The sequence below is a fragment of the Rhizobium sophoriradicis genome, assembly GCF_025200795.1.
In the GTDB taxonomy this organism is placed as follows: domain Bacteria; phylum Pseudomonadota; class Alphaproteobacteria; order Rhizobiales; family Rhizobiaceae; genus Rhizobium; species Rhizobium sophoriradicis.
The window spans coordinates 4045635-4063161 of the sequence record NZ_CP104152.1; the positions used below are offsets into that span (position 1 = coordinate 4045635).

At 61.2% G+C, this 17527-nt stretch carries 14 protein-coding genes; 9 read left to right on the forward strand and 5 right to left on the reverse strand.

Features of this window, described 5'->3' with window-relative positions; all coding sequences use genetic code 11:
- Positions 1–12: 12 nt before the first annotated feature.
- The 3 genes from N2597_RS19795 to N2597_RS19805 form a co-directional block, all read right to left on the reverse strand.
- The gene (locus tag N2597_RS19795; protein ID WP_183597853.1) at positions 13–1191 is read right to left on the reverse strand and encodes a glycosyltransferase family 4 protein; all 1179 of its coding nucleotides are present in this window, start codon (positions 1189–1191) and stop codon (positions 13–15) included.
- A 144-nt stretch (positions 1192–1335) separates the two neighbouring features.
- Positions 1336–1572, reverse strand: a complete 237-nt coding sequence (locus tag N2597_RS19800) for an Lrp/AsnC ligand binding domain-containing protein (protein ID WP_096769774.1) — start codon at positions 1570–1572, stop codon at positions 1336–1338.
- A 68-nt stretch (positions 1573–1640) separates the two neighbouring features.
- The gene (locus N2597_RS19805; protein ID WP_096769775.1) at positions 1641–2549 is read right to left on the reverse strand and encodes a LysR family transcriptional regulator; all 909 of its coding nucleotides are present in this window, start codon (positions 2547–2549) and stop codon (positions 1641–1643) included.
- A gap of 103 nt (positions 2550–2652) precedes the next feature.
- Here N2597_RS19805 and hglS point away from each other — a divergent pair, with 103 nt between their 5' ends.
- From hglS to N2597_RS19835, 6 genes are all read left to right on the forward strand, one after another.
- Entirely contained in the window at positions 2653–4065 is a 1413-nt protein-coding gene (hglS, locus tag N2597_RS19810) for a 2-oxoadipate dioxygenase/decarboxylase HglS (RefSeq protein ID WP_106796997.1), read from the forward strand.
- A gap of 67 nt (positions 4066–4132) precedes the next feature.
- Entirely contained in the window at positions 4133–5416 is a 1284-nt protein-coding gene (locus N2597_RS19815) for an NAD(P)/FAD-dependent oxidoreductase (RefSeq protein WP_183597855.1), read from the forward strand.
- Between the two features lie 61 nt (positions 5417–5477).
- A complete protein-coding gene (amaB, locus tag N2597_RS19820; RefSeq protein ID WP_077992465.1) occupies positions 5478–7016 on the forward strand; it encodes an L-piperidine-6-carboxylate dehydrogenase in 1539 nt (512 codons plus the stop codon).
- A 189-nt stretch (positions 7017–7205) separates the two neighbouring features.
- Complete coding sequence (locus tag N2597_RS19825) at positions 7206–8228, forward strand: iron ABC transporter substrate-binding protein (protein ID WP_148102820.1); 1023 nt, start codon at positions 7206–7208, stop codon at positions 8226–8228.
- A gap of 63 nt (positions 8229–8291) precedes the next feature.
- A complete protein-coding gene (locus tag N2597_RS19830; protein WP_183597857.1) occupies positions 8292–9959 on the forward strand; it encodes an ABC transporter permease in 1668 nt (555 codons plus the stop codon).
- Positions 9956–10993: an ABC transporter ATP-binding protein gene (locus N2597_RS19835; RefSeq protein ID WP_183597859.1), complete on the forward strand. Its 1038-nt coding sequence runs from the start codon at positions 9956–9958 to the stop codon at positions 10991–10993. The genes N2597_RS19830 and N2597_RS19835 overlap by 4 nt, the downstream gene beginning before the upstream one ends.
- Before the next feature lie 2 nt (positions 10994–10995).
- Here N2597_RS19835 and N2597_RS19840 read toward each other — a convergent pair whose 3' ends face one another.
- Both N2597_RS19840 and N2597_RS19845 read right to left on the reverse strand, forming a co-directional pair.
- Positions 10996–12327, reverse strand: a complete 1332-nt coding sequence (locus N2597_RS19840; protein ID WP_183597861.1) for a glucoamylase family protein — start codon at positions 12325–12327, stop codon at positions 10996–10998.
- Positions 12328–12679: 352 nt separating this feature from the next.
- Positions 12680–14122 carry a M81 family metallopeptidase gene (locus N2597_RS19845; protein WP_183597863.1) on the reverse strand — a complete coding sequence of 481 codons (1443 nt, stop codon included), beginning with the start codon at positions 14120–14122 and terminating at the stop codon, positions 12680–12682.
- An 875-nt stretch (positions 14123–14997) separates the two neighbouring features.
- On the opposite strand from N2597_RS19845, the gene N2597_RS19850 reads away from it, so the two are divergent.
- From N2597_RS19850 to N2597_RS19860, 3 genes are all read left to right on the forward strand, one after another.
- Positions 14998–15711, forward strand: a complete 714-nt coding sequence (locus N2597_RS19850; RefSeq protein WP_106797007.1) for a hypothetical protein — start codon at positions 14998–15000, stop codon at positions 15709–15711.
- 324 nt (positions 15712–16035) lie between these two features.
- Positions 16036–16617, forward strand: a complete 582-nt coding sequence (locus N2597_RS19855; RefSeq protein ID WP_183597865.1) for a hypothetical protein — start codon at positions 16036–16038, stop codon at positions 16615–16617.
- Between the two features lie 294 nt (positions 16618–16911).
- Positions 16912–17523 (forward strand): helix-turn-helix domain-containing protein, encoded by a 612-nt coding sequence (locus N2597_RS19860; protein ID WP_210281906.1) that lies wholly within the window; start codon positions 16912–16914, stop codon positions 17521–17523.
- The last annotated feature ends 4 nt before the right edge of the window (positions 17524–17527 follow it).

Consider the following 17527-nt stretch of genomic DNA (forward strand, 5'->3'; position numbering starts at 1 on the left):
AGGCTGGCAGGATCAGACCCGGTCGGCCGCGGCGACGTTCAGCGATCGATAAAGATCGACATAACGTCCGGCGACAATATCCCAGGAATAGCCGCGCACGGCGCTGACCAGTTCGGCGCGAACGACATCCGGTTGGCGCGCAAGTGCTTCATAGGCCGCTTCGATCACTGTTGCGGCGGTCTTCGGATGGGTGAAATCGGCTAGCCTGATGACGGGATGCCGGTCGGCAAGCGTTGTGAAGGCATCGTTGGCATTCAGCACCGGCAGAAGGCCGGCGCTCATCGCCTCCAGTGCCACCAGGCCGAAGCCTTCATATTCCGAGGCAGAGGCAAACAGCGAGGCCTCGGCGATGACGCGCCGAATGGCGTCATTGTCGGGCGAAACGTGCAGGGTGACGCGGCCGGAAAGGTCCCGGCCTTCGATCGCGGCTTCGACATCGGCCCGGTTCAAGTCGGATTCGGCCCCGACGATGTCGAGATGCCAATCCGGGTCACGGGTTTTCAGCACGGCCATCGCATCGAGCAAATGCTCCAACCGCTTGTTCACCGAGAACCGGCCGATGGTGACGATGCGGCGCTTTGCCCGACGCGACGCGGTGTCGGCGAATTTGCCGATATCGGCGCCATTTTCGATCAGCAGGCTGTCGGGTGCGATCGCGGAAAACTGCTTGAGATCGGAGGCGCTGCAGCAGACGACGCGCCGATAGGCCAGTGCCGAAGCGCGGGTCAGCGTGCGGAACCAGATCTTCTTGATCGCGGCGTATTTCCGGGTGTGGAAGAAGCCGCCATGGGTGGTGACGATCATCGGCTTGCGATGCAGCAGCCGGCCCCAGGAGAGCGCGTCGAAGAAGAAGTCGATGGCATGGACATGCACGAGATCGGCATCGGTGAGATGGCGGAAAACCTTGGGCGCCAGCGGATAACGGCTGCTGCCGGACCAGGGAATGCGCACCACCTCGATGCCGTCGATGTCTTCGCACGCCGGCAGTTTATTCTTCGGTGCGGTGAACAGGGAATCGAGTGTGACGACGCGAACGCGATAACCGCGCCGGACGGTCTGGCGGGCAAGATTGGCGACCACATCTTCCAGGCCGCCGCGATTGGGCAAAAACTGGCGCACGACATGGACGATCAGCGGCGCCGTTTCCGGCTGCGGCCTCTCGCGCACCCTGTCTGCCTCGACGATCGCCATTTTCCACCTATCGCTGCGCGTGCCAACTCGTGTTGGCGCGGATTTATAGCAACGACCAGATACCCCCGGCGTTAAGGCGTGGTTGCAGCGGCGTCCTGCGGAGGCGATTCTTCGCGAAAAAGGTTAACCGTGTCTGACGGGAATTCAGAACGCCTTGAAGGTCAACGTCGTCAGCGAGCGGACGATGCCGGGAATATTGGCGAGGTTGTCGTTGATGAACTTGCCGATATCCTGGCCTTCCTCGATATAGACCTTCAGCAGCAGGTCGTAGTCGCCGCTGGTGGAATAGAGCTCCGAGACCAGTTCGGTCTGGTAGATGGCGTCGGCGACATCATAGGTCTTGCCGGGGGCGCATTGGAGCTGGACGAAGATCGGCTTCATGGGATTTCCTGCAGAGATTGTTTGGCTGATATAATGGTCGAAAGCGCCATGCCGATGCAAGCCGTTCCTCACGCAGCCGGATTGGCGGCGGCTTCCGCGACGATCCAGTCGCGAAAGGCGGCAAGCGGCGCATAGTCGGCGCGCTCGCGCGGAAAGGCAAGATAATAGCGCTCACGGCTCTCCATCTCCCGGTCGACGGCGGCGACAAGATCGCCGCGCCTGAGCTCCTCCTGCATCAGGAATGTCGGCAAGAGGGCGACGCCGAGACCGGCGATCGCCGCCTGTGCGGCAGTGGCGAACTGGTCGAAGAGCATGCCATGCACGCTTTCGAAGGACACGCCGTTGCCGGCGAACCACTGCTCCCAGGCATCCGGGCGCGTCGTCAGATGCAGGAGCGGAACGGCGAGCAGATCCTGCGGTTCCGAAATCCGGTGCTGCTTCAGAAATTCTGGGCTGCAGGCCGGCACCGTGCGCTCCGACATCAGAAAGGCGAGCTCGGCACCCGGCCAGTGCGGATGGCCGAAATGGATGGCGGCATCGATCGAATCGAGGCGAAAATCGAAGGGTGAAAGCCGCGTCACCAGATTGATGGTTACGCCGGGATTGGCGGCGAGGAAGCGCCCGAGCCGCGGAGCCAGCCAACGCGTGCCGAAGGTCGGCAGGATGGCGAGATTGAGCGTGCCGCCATGCGGATTGGCGCGCAGGTTCAAGGAGGCGCTGGAGATGCGCCGCAGCGCTTCGCGGATTTCGCGGGCGTAGCTGTCGCCCGCCAGCGTCAGCCGCATGGTCTGGCGTTCGCGCAGGAAGAGCTCGACGCCAAGCTGCTCCTCCAGCGCGCTCACCTGGCGGCTGACGGCGCTCTGCGTCAGATCGAGCTCGCGCGCGGCGGCCGTCACACTGCCGGTGCGGGCAACCGCCTCGAAGGCGGCGAGATGTGAAATCGACGGCAGAAACCGTCTTGAGCCAAGCATGTTCATTCCGTTTCAGAATGAGCTATTTCCGAAATAGCGATATTTCCGGCTTCGCAGCGGTTGTAAAGAGTTTCATCCTGCAAAAACGGAATGAGCCGGAGTTTTCCAGATGCCGCAAGCCTTCGTTTCCACTGACCGCATCCGTTCGCTTTTCACCGAGGCGATGTCGCAGATGTACCGGGCGGAGGTGCCGCAATACGGCACGCTGATCGAACTGGTCGCCGATGTGAATGCCGGCCGCCTCGAACGCGATCCGGAACTGCGCGAGCGCCTATCCCGGGCCGGCGAGCTCGAACGCATCGATGTCGAGCGCCACGGCGCCATCCGCCTCGGCACGGCGGACGAGCTTTTCACCATCCGCCGGCTGTTTGCCGTCATGGGCATGCAGGCAGTCGGCTATTACGATCTTTCGGTTGCAGGCGTGCCGGTTCATTCCACCTGCTTCCGGCCGATCGACGAGGCCGCGCTCAACGTCAATCCGTTCCGCGTCTTCACCTCGCTGCTGCGCCTGGAACTGATCGAGGACGAAGGACTGCGCAGCGAAGCCGACGCCATTTTGGCAAAGCGGCGCATCTATACGCCGCGCGCCGTCGCACTGATCGAGCGTCACGAGCAGAATGGCGGTCTGACGGAAGCGGAAGCGGCGGAATTCGTCGCCGAGGCGCTTGAAACCTTCCGCTGGCACGGCGAGGCGACGGTCAGCGCCGAAACCTACAAGCGCCTGCACGACGCCCATCGGCTGATCGCCGACGTCGTCAGCTTCAAAGGGCCGCATATCAATCACCTGACGCCGCGCACGCTCGATATCGACGCGGTCCAGGCCCGCATGCCGGAACGCGGCATCACGCCGAAGGCCGTCATCGAAGGGCCGCCGCGCCGTCATTGCGATATCCTGCTGCGGCAGACGAGCTTCAAGGCGCTGGAGGAGGCGATCGTCTTTGCCGGTGACGCGGAAGCCGTTCAAGGGACGCATACCGCCCGTTTCGGCGAGATCGAACAGCGCGGCGTGGCGCTGACGGCCAAGGGCCGGGCGCTCTACGACCGGCTGCTCGCCTCGGTTCGCGGCGAGGTGCAGGTCGGCGCCGGCGGCGCCAAGGCCGGCGCTTACGATCAGGAACTCGCCGATCGTTTCAAGGCGCTGCCGGACAGCTGGGACGAGTTGCGCAGGCAAGACCTGGCCTTCTTCCGTTATTCCGCCACGCCAGCAGGCATTGCCGCCGCAGTTAAGGGCTCGCTGGCTGGCGATCCTGAAGCGCTGATCGCCAAGGGTTACCTTGCCTTCTCGCCGATCGTCTACGAAGACTTCCTGCCCGTAAGCGCGGCCGGCATCTTCCAGTCGAATCTCGGTACCGATCAGCAGCAGAATTACGCCACGCGCTCGAACCGTGACGCCTTCGAGGCCGCACTCGGCGCCACCGTTCAGGACGAGCTGGCGCTTTATGCCGAACGCCAGGCGGCATCGCTGGATGCAGCGATGGAAGCGCTCGGCCTTGCCGGCCTGCAGCCGAAGACCGTGGCGTGAAATGCGCGCTTCAACGCTTCATCATATGGGTTAAACTACCGCGATTTCGTTCCGATCGGACTGAACCATGCTGAATGATCCGCGCTCCCACGGCCTCTGGGAAAAGACCGCAGCCGAACCGCCTGTTACCTCGCCTCTCGCAGGCTCGGTATCGGCCGACGTCGTCATCGTCGGTGGCGGCTACACCGGCCTCTCCTCCGCCCTGCATCTTGCCGAAGCCGGCTCAAAGGTGGTGTTGCTGGAGGCAAAGGAGATCGGTTTCGGCGGCGCGGGTCGCAATGTCGGCCTGATCAATGCCGGCATGTGGGTGATGCCCGACGATCTGCCCGGCGTGCTCGGTCCGCTGCATGGCGAACGCCTGCTCGAGCTGCTCGGCAATGCGCCGAATCTGGTCATGGAGCTGATCGACAGGCACGGGATTGCCTGCGAACTCGAACGCAACGGCACGCTGCACTGCGCGGTCGGGGCGGAGGGGCTGAAGGAGATCGAGGAACGCGCGGCGCAATGGTCGGCGCGCGGCGCACCCGTGACGCTGCTCGACGCGGCGGAGACAGCCAGACGCATCGGCAGCGACGCCTATACCGGTTCACTGCTCGACATGCGCGCCGGAACGCTGCAGCCGCTGGCCTATGCGCGCGGCCTTGCCCATGCCGCCGTCAAGGCGGGCGTCGTCATCCATACGTCGAGCCCCGTCATCGCAACGGAGCGCAGCGGCAGCCGCTGGACCGTGAAGACGAAAGGCGGCGAGGTCAGCGCGGACTGGATCATCGTCGCGACCGATGCCTATAGCACCGGCCCCTTCGAGCAGGTGCGCAACGAACAGGTCTATCTGCCCTATTTCAACTTCGCCACCGTGCCGCTCGGCCACAATCTCCGCCAATCGATCCTGCCGGGACGGGAAGGCGCGTGGGACACCAAGGACATTCTGTCCTCCTTCCGCATGGATCAGGCCGGCCGTCTCGTTTTCGGCAGTGTCGGAGCGCTGCGCAATACCGGGCTTGCCGTGCACAAGGGCTGGGCCAAGCGCGCCTTGAAGCGGCTCTTCCCTGTCATCGGCGATGTCGAATTCGAATGCGAATGGTACGGCCAGATCGGCATGACCGACAATGCGCTGCCGCGCTTGCACAAATTTCAGCCCGGTGTCATCGGTTTTTCGGGTTACAATGGCCGCGGCATCGCTCCCGGCACGGTTTTCGGCCGGACACTGGCCGAGCATATTCTCGGCCGGCTCTCGGAAGCCGATCTGCCGCTGCCGCTAACCTCGCCCACCGAACCGAGCTTCCGGGCGCTCAAGGAATTATGGTACGAAGCCGGCGCTCAGGTCGCCCATTTCGCCGATGCCCGCTTCTGACGACAAGCGCTTCCGGGAAGCGGAACTCGCTTCTGAGAACAACAAGATTGGAACCACGACAATGACTATCGCCGTCCTCGATCTCGCAACCGAAACCGCCAAGCTGCTCGCCGAACTCGGCGTCGACGCAAGCCGCTATCACGGCGGCACGCTTTCCGTCACCTCGCCGGTAACTGGCAAGGAGATCGGCAAACTCAGAGAGCACACCGTTTCCGAGACGAAGGCGGCGATCGAAGAGGCGCATAAGGCCTTCCTCGAATGGCGTGCCGTTCCGGCGCCGAAGCGCGGCGAGCTGGTTCGCCTGCTCGGCGAGGAGCTGCGCGCCGCCAAGACGGCGCTCGGCCGTCTCGTCTCGATCGAGGTCGGCAAGATCAGCTCGGAAGGCCTCGGCGAAGTCCAGGAGATGATCGATATCTGCGATTTCGCCGTCGGTCTTTCCCGCCAGCTCTACGGCCTGACGATCGCCACCGAGCGTTCCGAGCACCGGATGATGGAAAGCTGGCATCCGCTCGGCGTGGTCGGCATCATCTCCGCCTTCAACTTCCCCGTCGCCGTCTGGTCGTGGAATGCAGCGCTTGCAATGGTCTGCGGCAATTCCACCGTCTGGAAGCCTTCGGAAAAGACGCCATTGACGGCGCTTGCGGTGCAGGCGCTGTTCGAGAAAGCCCTGAAGCGCTTCGTTGCCGAGGGCGGTACTGCGCCGGCCAATCTGTCGACTTTGATCATCGGCGGCCGCGAGGTCGGCGAGGTGCTGGTCGATCATCCGAAAATCCCGCTCGTCTCCGCCACCGGCTCGACCGCGATGGGCCGCGCCGTCGGTCCGCGCCTGTCGCAGCGTTTTGCCCGCGCCATCCTCGAACTCGGCGGCAACAATGCGGCGATCGTCTGCCCGAGCGCCGATCTCGACCTGACGCTGCGCGGCGTCGCCTTCTCCGCCATGGGCACGGCCGGTCAGCGCTGCACGACGCTGCGCCGTCTCTTCGTGCATGAAAGCGTCTACGACCAGCTGGTGCCGCGCCTGCAGAAGGCTTACGGCTCCGTCACCATCGGCAATCCGCTCGAAACCGGCACGCTTGTGGGACCGCTGATCGACGGCCAGGCCTTTGAGAAGATGCAGGCAGCGCTTGGCGAAGCGACTTCGGCCGGCGGCAAGGTGACCGGCGGCCAACGCGTCGACAACGGTTCGGCCAATGCCTTCTACGTTCGCCCCGCGCTGGTCGAAATGCCCGATCAGACCGGACCCGTCGAGCACGAGACCTTCGCGCCCATTCTTTACGTGATGAAATACAGCGATTTCGACGCGGTGCTGGCCCTGCACAATGCCGTGCCGCAGGGGCTGTCGTCGTCGATCTTCACCAACGACATGCGCGAGGCCGAAACCTTCGTCTCGGCGCGCGGCTCGGATTGCGGTATCGCCAACGTCAATCTCGGCCCTTCGGGCGCCGAGATCGGCGGCGCCTTCGGCGGCGAGAAGGAGACCGGCGGCGGGCGCGAATCCGGCTCCGATGCCTGGAAGGCCTATATGCGCCGCGCGACCAATACGATCAACTACGGCAGCACGCTGCCGCTCGCGCAGGGCGTCAAGTTCGACGTCGAATAAGTGCATTTGCGAGAGAGGCGATGCTCACGCGGCGTCGCTTCTTTCGACTGCCGTGAGATTTATGCACGCTCGTAACAAGATATTGTGATGCTTGTTTCGAGGCGACCAAACTTGAAATAGCTAGTCAAGAAAAATATACGCCTCTTACCACCCTCGGGAAGCCAGGGTGACATTGCCATGGAGGCTATCTTGACTATTGCTCTTAACCGTTTTTCCCACGTGCTGGCGCTTGCCGCTTCGCTTCTCTCCGCCACGGCGCTCGCCGGCAGCGCCAATGCGCAGGATGAAGGCATCGTCGTCTACAATGCTCAGCACGAAAGCCTGGGCCGCGAATGGATCGATGCCTTTACCAAGGAGACCGGCATCAAGGTCACCATGCGCCAGGGCAGTGACATGCAGTTCGCCAACCAGATCATCCAGGAAGGCGACGCCTCTCCGGCCGATATCTTCCTGACGGAAAATTCGCCGGCGATGACGCTGGTCGACGGCGCAGGCCTCTTCGCGCCGGTCGAAAAGGAAACGCTGGATCAGGTTCCCGATCAGTATCGCCCGGCCGATGGCATGTGGACAGGCATTGCCGCCCGCACGACGGTTTTCGCCTATGACAAGACGAAGCTTACCGAGGACAAGCTGCCGAAGTCGATGCTCGACCTCGCCGATCCGGCCTGGAAGGGCCGCTGGGGTGCGGCGCCCGCCGGCGCCGATTTCCAGGCGATCGTCGCTTCGCTGCTGCAACTCAAGGGCGAAGACGCCACCAAGGCATGGCTGAAAGGCCTCAAGGACAATGCTACGCCCTACAAGGGCAACAGCGTCGCCATGAAGGCGGTCAATGCAGGCGAAGTCGAAGGTGCGATCATCTATCACTACTACTGGTTCGGCGACCAGGCCAAGACAGGCGAGAACAGCAAGAATGTCGGCCTGCACTACTTCAAAAACCAGGATCCGGGCGCTTTCGTCAGTGTTTCGGGCGGCGGCATCCTCAAGTCCACCCAGCACATGAAGGAAGCCCAGGCTTTCCTGAAGTTCATCACCGGCAAAGCCGGGCAGGCGGTTCTCAAGGATGGCACGTCTTATGAATATGCCGTCGGCAAGGATGCGGCCTCCAACGACAAGCTCACGCCGCTCGCCGATCTGGATGCTCCGAAGGTCGAGGCTTCGACGCTGGACAGCAAGAAGGTCGTGGAGCTGATGACGGCCGCCGGCCTGATCTGACACTTCTGCCGCAGGCTTGCAGCGGCCAAAACTATTGCTTTTGGCTCAAGAAAACCTTAGGGCATGACGAAATCCGGCAACCGTCCTCCAAAGGCGGTTGCCTTCCTTTTTCAGCGTGTGAAGGCATCGGCCTTGCTGCAGGACAACAGATTGCTCGCATCCGGTACCGAGGCGCCGGCCGCGCCGGGGACCATGCGAATGGTTTTGCCGCGCGGGAGCATGCCGCACGCGTCGGTCGTGCTCCTCGCCACCCTGGTCGCGCTATTCAGTCTCGTGCCGCTCGGCTTTATCGGCTGGATCACCTACGATGTCGGCTGGGAAACCGTGAAGGCGCTCGTCTTCCGGTCGCGCGTCGGCGACCTCCTCATCAATACGGTTCTCTTGGAATCGATCACCATTCCGTTGTCAGTCGCGCTGGCCGTGACGCTCGCCTGGCTGACCGAGCGGACCGATGTTCCTTTCGCCAGGCTGTGGGCTTGGCTGGCGATCGCGCCGCTCGCCGTGCCGGCCTTCGTGCACAGCTATGCCTGGGTCAGCCTCATTCCCGGCATGCGCGGCCTACAGAGCGGCGTCTTCGTTTCGGTGATCGCCTATTACCCTTTCCTCTATCTGCCGGTCGCCGCAGCCTTGCGCCGTCTCGATCCGGCCATCGAAGATGCCGCGGCCTCGCTCGGCCTCAATCCCTGGCGTGTCTTCTTCCGCGCCGTGCTGCCGCAGCTGAGATTTGCCATCTGCGGAGGCTCGCTGCTGATCGCGCTGCACCTGCTTTCGGAATATGGCCTGTTCGTCATGATCCGCTTCGACACCTTCGCGACGGCGATCGTCGACCAATTCCAGTCTTCCTACAACAGTCCAGCCTCCAACATGCTCGGCGGCGTGCTCGTCGCCTGCTGTCTTTTCCTGCTTGGCCTCGAAGTGCTGCTGCGCGGCAACGAACGTTATGCCCGCGTCGGCGCCGGCTCGCCGCGTCCGGCCGATCGTCGGCGCCTCGGCTGGTTCATGGTGCCGGCCCTCTCGCTGCCCATCGTGCTGGCGGTGTTGACGCTCGGCGTGCCGCTGGTGACACTTGGGCGCTGGCTCTATCTCGGCGGCAGCGAGATCTGGCGTATCGAGGTCGCCAGCGCCTTCGTGCAGACGATCGTGCTCGCCCTTGCCGGCGGCGTGCTTGCGACGATTGCCGCGGCGCCGATGGCGTGGCTGTCCGTGCGTGCACCCGGCCGCTTGCAGCGCCTGCTCGAAGCCTGCCACTATTATGTGGGATCGCTGCCGGGTGTCGTCGTGGCGCTGGCCCTGGTGACGATCACCGTGCGCCTGATGCTGCCGCTCTATCAGACCTTCGCAACCCTGCTCGTCGCCTATGTGATGCTTTTTCTGCCGCGCGCCATGGTCGGGCTGCGCACCAGCATCTCCCAGGCGCCGGTGGAACTGGAGCGCGCCGCGATGGGTCTCGGCCGCACCCCCGGCCAGGCGGTGCGGCAGATCACCATGCGGCTTGCAGCGCCCGGAGCCGCCGCCAGCGTGGCTCTCGCCGCACTCGGCATCACCAATGAACTGACGGCGACGCTGATGCTTTCACCCAATGGCGTCGATACGCTGGCGACGAAATTCTGGTCGCTGACCAGCGAAATCGATTATGTCTCCGCCGCCCCCTACGCCTTCATGATGATCGTGCTGTCGCTGCCGCTCACCCTGACGCTCTATACGCAATCGAAACGGACCGCCGGCCAATGACGCTGCTTACGATCGAGAACATCAGCAAGCGTTACGGCCCGGTCCAGGCGCTGAAGGATATTTCGCTCGAAGTGCAGGCGGGCAGCCGCACCGCCGTCGTCGGGCCTTCCGGTTCGGGCAAAACGACGCTGCTGCGCATCATTGCCGGCTTCGAGCAGGCCGACGCCGGCAGGGTGACCCTGGATGGCGACGTGCTGGCGGACGGTCCGGCCGCGGTGCCGGCCCATAAGCGCGGCATCGGCATCGTCTCGCAGGACGGAGCGCTGTTCCCTCATCTGAGCGTTGCCGAGAATATCGGTTTCGGTTTCGAAAAAGGGGCCGTGGATCGTGAGAAGCGCATCGCCGATCTGCTCGATATGGTCGAGCTCGATCGCGGCATGCTGGCGCGGCGCCCGCACCAGCTTTCCGGCGGCCAGCAGCAGCGCGTCGCACTTGCCCGCGCGCTCGGCCGCAAGCCGCGGCTGATGCTGCTCGACGAGCCGTTCTCGGCGCTCGACACCGGCTTGCGTGAAAACATGCGCAAGGTGGTGGCGCGCGTGCTGCAGGCAGCCGGCATTACCGCCGTTTTGGTGACGCACGATCAAGAAGAGGCGCTGAGCTTTGCCGATCAGGTGGCGGTCCTAAGGGAAGGGCGGCTGATCCAGGCCGGATCGCCGCAATCATTGTATCTGCATCCCAGGGATCGCGAGACGGCACTGTTCCTCGGCGATGCCGTGCTGCTTCCGGCGATCATCCGGAACGGGCTAGCCGACTGCGCCCTCGGCCGCGTCGCCGTCGATGGCAGCCGGCAGGGCAAGGCGGAGATCATGCTGCGGCCCGAACAAATCCGTGTCATTGCCGATGAAAGCGATCGCGATCATGGCGGACGTGTCGTCGAGGTGGAATTCGGCGGCGCAGTCTGCACGGTTGCGGTTTCGCTTGACGGCGTTGCCCTGCCGCCGATCCGGATCAAGACCTCGAGCGTCGCCCTTCCCTCGCGCGGCGATCTCGTTCGCCTCGATATCTCAGGCAAGGCGCATGTCTTCGAGCGGTAAAATCAACCGACCTTACGCACCACTTCTTCCGGCTCGATGCCTTCGAGCCAGCCGCCGGTAAAGCCGGCGCGCTCGAGGCCGAGGCGGATGGTCGGCGATCGCCGCATCAGCTTCCAGATGAAATCGGAGCGCTCGTTTTCGATGGTCATGACGACAAGACCCTGGTCGATGCCGACGGTGCGGTCGTCGACCCAGCCTTCCGGCCGCTTGGTCTTGACCGTCGGGTTGAAGCCGCCGGGAAAACCGCCTTCCAAGAGCAGGTTCGGATAGCTGGTCAAAAGTGCCTTGGTGCCGTCGAGGGCGGCCTGCCGGTCGTAGGGCAGGCAGGCGAGGGCCGCCCAGGGCGCGATCGTCCCGTCATCGGGGCCAAGCGGGGCGCCGCGGGCGGCGTAACCCAGAACCTTCGGCTGTCGGCCGCCGCGCATGCGCCGGGTCGGCGGCGGGCCATCGCAGGCGGAGAAGCCCCAGATATTCCTGTTATAGCCGACAAACTGGCCGGGATTGCGCTCGGCATAATCCCGCTGGACGTTGATGACGACCTGGGTGTTGCGGAAATAATCCCAGTTGCGCTCCGCCATCGGCTTGTCCCGAATGCCGCGGAAATCGATCCAGGCATGCGAGAAGAGATGGATGAACAGCGGGCCGGCATAGAGATAGGGCTGTTCGCCGTGCATCATCCAGGAATAGCTCACCGTGAAGGCGTCGTAGCACGACTGCGGGATGGGATGCGTCGGCGATGCCAGCGCCAGGGCATAGAGGATGATCGCCTCGTCGAAGCCGTGATAACGCCAGCGCAGAAAACCCGATGAAGGCTTCCAACCCATGGAAATGGTGTCGCCCTTGTTCAGCGCCCAGCGCCAGTCGACGCGTTCGTAGATGAAGGTCGCGAGCTCACGGATTTCAGTCTCGGTCTCGTCCTGGCGATCGAAATATTGCGCTGATGTCAGGATACCGGCAACGAGCAGCGCGGTGTCGATGGTCGAAAGTTCGCTGTTCCAGGCGCGGTTGCCGGTGTCCATGTGCAGGAAATGGTAGAAGAAGCCGCGGTGGCCGGTCGCATGACGTTCCTCGCCCTGGCGCGCCTCGGCAAAGAAACGCAGCGTATTGACCGTGCGTTCTGCCGCTTCCTTGCGGGTGATCCAGCAACGTTCGACAGCAACGGGATAGGAGGAAAGCGCAAAGCCAACGGCCGCGATGCTCGCCGGCACGCCGCCGATCGAGGTATCCGCCACCAGGCCAATCTCGGGATTGGAATATTTCAGGAAGTACTTGAATGCCGAATGCTGCAACCTGTCGATTAGGGCTGCATCAATATCTTCAATCCGTTGCAGCATAGGCTCCTACCCAACTGTTGCATCGCCCCATGGTGGAACATGGGGGCCGTCCCCCGGGCAAATCAAACCTTTTTGATTCGCAAGGATAAGAGAACACAAACGGCGGGTATTGGTCGTTAACAATTATCGGTGAAATAATATCTAGCATAAGTCATATAAGCAGTGCAGCAAAAGGGCGCGATGCGCCGCGGCGGCACAGCGCATCTCCGGCAATACTTGTTGCCTCGCGGCACCCTGCAGGGCGGCCGCTTATCGACCGATCGCAAAAACCCATTCGCAAGTCGCGTGAGGGTCGCGGAGTCGTGCCGAACATTCTTTTGGGAAATCATCTCTCGCTGGCGTCGGTGAAATCTTAAGCCTGTGGCGATCGCGCGGAGAGGAAGACCTGCGGCTCGAAGGCAAAATCCTTGTCGAAAGGATAGGTCGGATGCTGTTTGCGCAGCCGCGGCAGGCGCTCGACGAACTGATCGACGACGCCCTCCGACAGTGCCATGAGGTTAGGATTAGCGATCGGCGCCAGTTCCGGCGAGAGATAGCCCGATTTGACGACGATGATCCGGGCCGCATGCGGGTCGAGCCCGAGCCGGGTGAAGTCGGCGATATTGTGATAGGGCCGCCGTTTGGCCGAAAGCGCCAGATCGATGCCGCCGGTCGAAACCACCGCCTGGCGGTCTGAAGGGTCGGACGTTTCGTGCAGGAACTTGACTGTGAAACGGGCAATGACCGGCCTGCTGCCCTTGGTGTCGAGCGAAGCGCCGACGCTGAGTTCGAGCTCGCGACCCACGCCCGCAGCGTAACAGGCCTCGGTCGCTTCGCGGTCGGCGATACCGGCAAAGACGACGCCGCTGGCGTTCCTGGAAATCAGCTCCGCCAAGATGTCGGCCCGATCTCCGACGCCGCCGCCGGTCGGGTTATCACCGGATTCGGCGAGCACGACAGGAGCCGTCGGGCTGGCGATGGCTCTGGCGACGCATTCTTCGACGGAGCCGGTCTCGCAACCGAAGACGAAGTCCTCGCGCGAATCCCAATAGGCCTGGGCAAGGCGTTTGGCCTCACGCTCGAGCACGGCCCGATCGGTGCCGGTCATGATGGCCGCAGCCGTGGCGCGCGGTTCGTCGGCCCAGACGTAGCCGACCATCAGCGACGCATCCCAGACGCCGTCGATCGCATCGATTTCGGGCAGCATGGCATAGAGGCTCTTAGCCGGCTCATCGACGGTGCTGGTGCGTTCGCCCGGCAGCACGACCGGGATCGGCGCCCAGAGAACAACCGGCTTCACGCCTGTTTTCAGGCTCTTTACCAGCATGGCGACCGAGCGGCGCATCGTCTCCTCGACATCGATATGCGGCGCCGTCCGATAGGTCGAATAGACATCGAGTGCATCAATGATGCGTTGGGTGACGTTGCCATGCAGGTCATAGCTCGCCGAAACCGTACAATCCTCGCCGACCAGCGCGCGGGCGGCACTAATCCAGTCGCCCTCGGCATCCTCCATGCCGTCCACATACATGGCACCGTGCATGGCAAGATACAGGCCGTCGAGCGGCAGCAGCGGTTTTAGCCGCTCGAGGAATTCGCTCTTGAACGCCTCATAGGTGGCACGCGAAACCGGCCCGCCGGCAATGGCGCGGGCATGGATCGTCGGCATGAATTCCGCGTCGTAGTCTCTGAGGAAGGCAAAGTAGGGCGATTCCAGCAGCCCCTCCCCGCGCAACACGCGAAAATCACTCTCCTCGTTCAGAACGGGATTGTAAGTGCTGCATTCAATATGGATGCCACCGACGGCGATGCGCATGGAAAACCTCGGATGTGGGAGCAATTACAATATAGGGCTGGTGATGAACTGAAGATGGGGGGCAGCGATTCGGCGGTCGCGCCGCCGCCCTCTGATCCTGATGATAGTTCGCAAAACAAGCTGATCAACCGCAATAAATGACAAAATGGATCCGAGCTTCTGACTCGATCGATGACGCTGAATCAGTTCCTCGAAAGCTTACCCTGGGAAGCCGTGAAAGGCGGCATCGCAAGATTCGCGTCGATCAACACAATCTCCTGAACGTCGTCGCGAGCCACCCCCACACAGTCAAAGAAGTCCATGTCGATCCTCGGAAGCGGCCCGAAGTCGATCGCCGGGAGGAACTGACGGTGAACTGGCTCAGGGAGCTGTATGGCGATACTCTCGTCTCTGTTGTCCCGCATGAGGATGAAACCTACCAGCACCTTGACGCCTACATCTTGCCGCCATCGCAGGACCTAAAAGCCGCCATCGACGGGATGGAGGGCATTCGAGCATGCGGCGATCGGTTCCGGTGCAGCCATAGGAGCGTCAGCGAAACGCCGCCCAGGGCGGGGCGCGGGACTGACTGCCCCCGAAGTCGCATTCCATACCTCTCCCGGGACGCTGCCGTGGAATGTCTCTTTTTTCCACCTTGCGTTTGTGGCCGTGGCTCAGGAACACGATACCTCCGCTTTTGATTCAGAAGCTGTCATTTTTTGGAGCGACGGCATAGTTCTTTAACGCTACGCCTCTCTTTGGTGCAATTTCGTACCGATGTGGGGTTTTCCCCCTCGCCCTTTTTCAAAAAACTTACGTTTGTGGCTGACTTAGTTTCTTAGCTGAACAGTCTTTGTTTTCTAGCGTTTAAAATTATCAACGATAGAGGGGTAGCTATGTCACTTTCCGCAGTTTTCGTGCCTGAAATTCAGAATCCACAGTATACTTCCAACCATCGTGATGATGTTGTCCTTCCTCGCGAGGAGAGCAAGCGTGTTTTCATCAACGGCGTGGAACTCGATGCAGAGCGTATCTCCGGAAGAGTTGTCGGCTCAAGGATAAAGCAGCACAATCAAATCTATACAACTCATCACAACAACTACATGGCTAACGTTGATAATCACGTACATTCTACGGTTCGAAACGAACAATGGGAAACGAGCGAAGTCCGGCTAAGGTTTGAGGACGGGAAAGAAAGGCTCTTCCAGCTGCCGTTTGCCGTCAGCGTCGGTGAAAACGATATGATGAGCATCATCAGTCTGTATAGGGTAGGCGGAGACGGATACACGGCCGCGGCTCAAAACCATAATATCGGCCAATCGTTCACACAGGACCGCAATGGCTTGCAGCATACATGTGCTCGCCTTGGCGTATTCAAACCGTCGGTATTCCTCAACAACAAGTCATTTCTGATTGTCCTCGCATTGCTGGCGGTTTCACTTTACGGCCTGTCTGGAAGTGTCTTGCTGGCGCTGATCGGCAGCGTCCTTTTGTCTGGGCTTTTTGTCCTCGCGTTTCAGTACCTGGTTCTCCTGCCCTATGTCATCGCCGTGTGGCCCAAGGCAAATCGGCAACTCCAGGCGTTTTTCGACGATTTTGCCGCGTGGTAGCCCCCAGGGGATCGCGCTTCGCCAGCGTGAGGGCGAGGCGTTTGTGCTGAATGAATAACTGATTGCGCCGGGTGTTTTATGTCGTTTTTATCTTCTCTTGTTCTTCTTGCCTCTACCATTCCTTCAATGCCGTCGCCGCCCGTCGGTGACGAGTTTCCATGGAATTCCAAAGCGGTCGCTCCGACAATATTCGAATTCTCTGACTACGGCGGCAAAAACTCGACGATGAAGGCGAAGATCACACCTGAATCCATTCAGAGTTGGTGTGGTAACTGGCATCCGGGAGATACCTCATGTGCTGCGTCGCGAGAGGTCGATTGAAAGGTGTATGAAGCCCGCGCAGACTGCGAAACGGGTGACCTATGGACGGAGGGCAAGCACTACCGTTTTGAGGGCCCCGAAACCGAAAGCAAGGACTTCTACGGCTACATCAGCATGAAAGATACCGAGACAGGTAAACGCGTCGGAATGTCAAATGCAGATCGTGGCCGCGAATTCGGAGCTATGTGGCTCAAGCTGTGTCCTTTCGGATGGCCTTACAATGATATCCCCGTTCAGCGGACATTCGCGACTGAGGATCGCTACGGTGAGTTCATGGGCCACAACGGATCCCTGATGTTCCATCATCAGAAGCAGCACATCATCGTCTATTCGCAACCCAAGGCTTCAATCGCCGGGTCCATCAAGGCCGAAGACCGTCGTTTTCCGTGGCTGGAGTGTTCCGAACGAGTGGATTTCTGGCGTCGCATACACATTCAAGAAGGGCTGCGATCCGGCGCCGTACCTCGTCAGCGGATACGACAACGGCTCACTGCAACTGACATTGCAGGGCAAGGCCCCAGTCCGCGATGGATGCAATGTCGTCGGGTACAGCGACAAGAGTCCCAATGCAAAACTTGTTTTTGATCGTGGTGAATAATGGATAGCAATAAATTTCCACTCCACAGAGCCATGAACTCCAAAGGAAATTCGAATGCTGCGCAGCAGCTAGCAATGGTGGATGTCGTGTGCCGGGGCAATCATCACCATGAAAACGAGAGGATTGGCCAATGTTCGCGTTCTGGCAATCATTTGATAACAAATACTCGATGTATATGCAGTTGAAACAAATGGAAATTTCTCCTGCTCCTGCCGAAAAATATGAGTTCATTCAATACGATTGCCCAAGACCTCATCGATGTGTGGCTACGATCCGACGAGATGACAAACCCGGAGAGCCTGTATGCCGAGATCATCAAAAGGTCGACCATCAAAATGGCGCTCTCCGTCGTCACGACGGTCGCCGACAATCCCTATGACTGGCGGTTTCTCCGGGTGAAGGACTTCGGCTTCAAGAGCCACCTGCTGAACCAGATGAAGCAACAGTTTCCTGATGCCGCCCTACGTGATCTCGATCGAAGCTTTGTCGACGACGCGATTATTCCCGCCTATTCGCGTGCCATAGAAGTGGGACACCCGACACTCGAGCTTGTCAGGACCAGACTTCTCGGTGTCCGGATAGGCTACGAACGCCTTATCCTGCCGCAGAAAGGCAATGGAAAACCCGCCTGGTGCATCAGCCTCGTCGAAGGGCGATTCTTCGTCTCACCTACACGGGAGGCAAAGACCGACATCACGGACGACAATATCATCCAGCTTCTTATCGAAGGGCAGACCACGAAAGAAATCGCCGAGGTTCTGCACCTATCGCCAAGAACGATCGAGCACCGAATAGACAAGCTGAAAAACCGATTTGAGGCGAAGAACCTCGTCCATCTGGTGGCAAAGCTCGTCGCCACCCAGGTCGGCCGTAGGGAGAAGGAGAGCAACTAGTCTA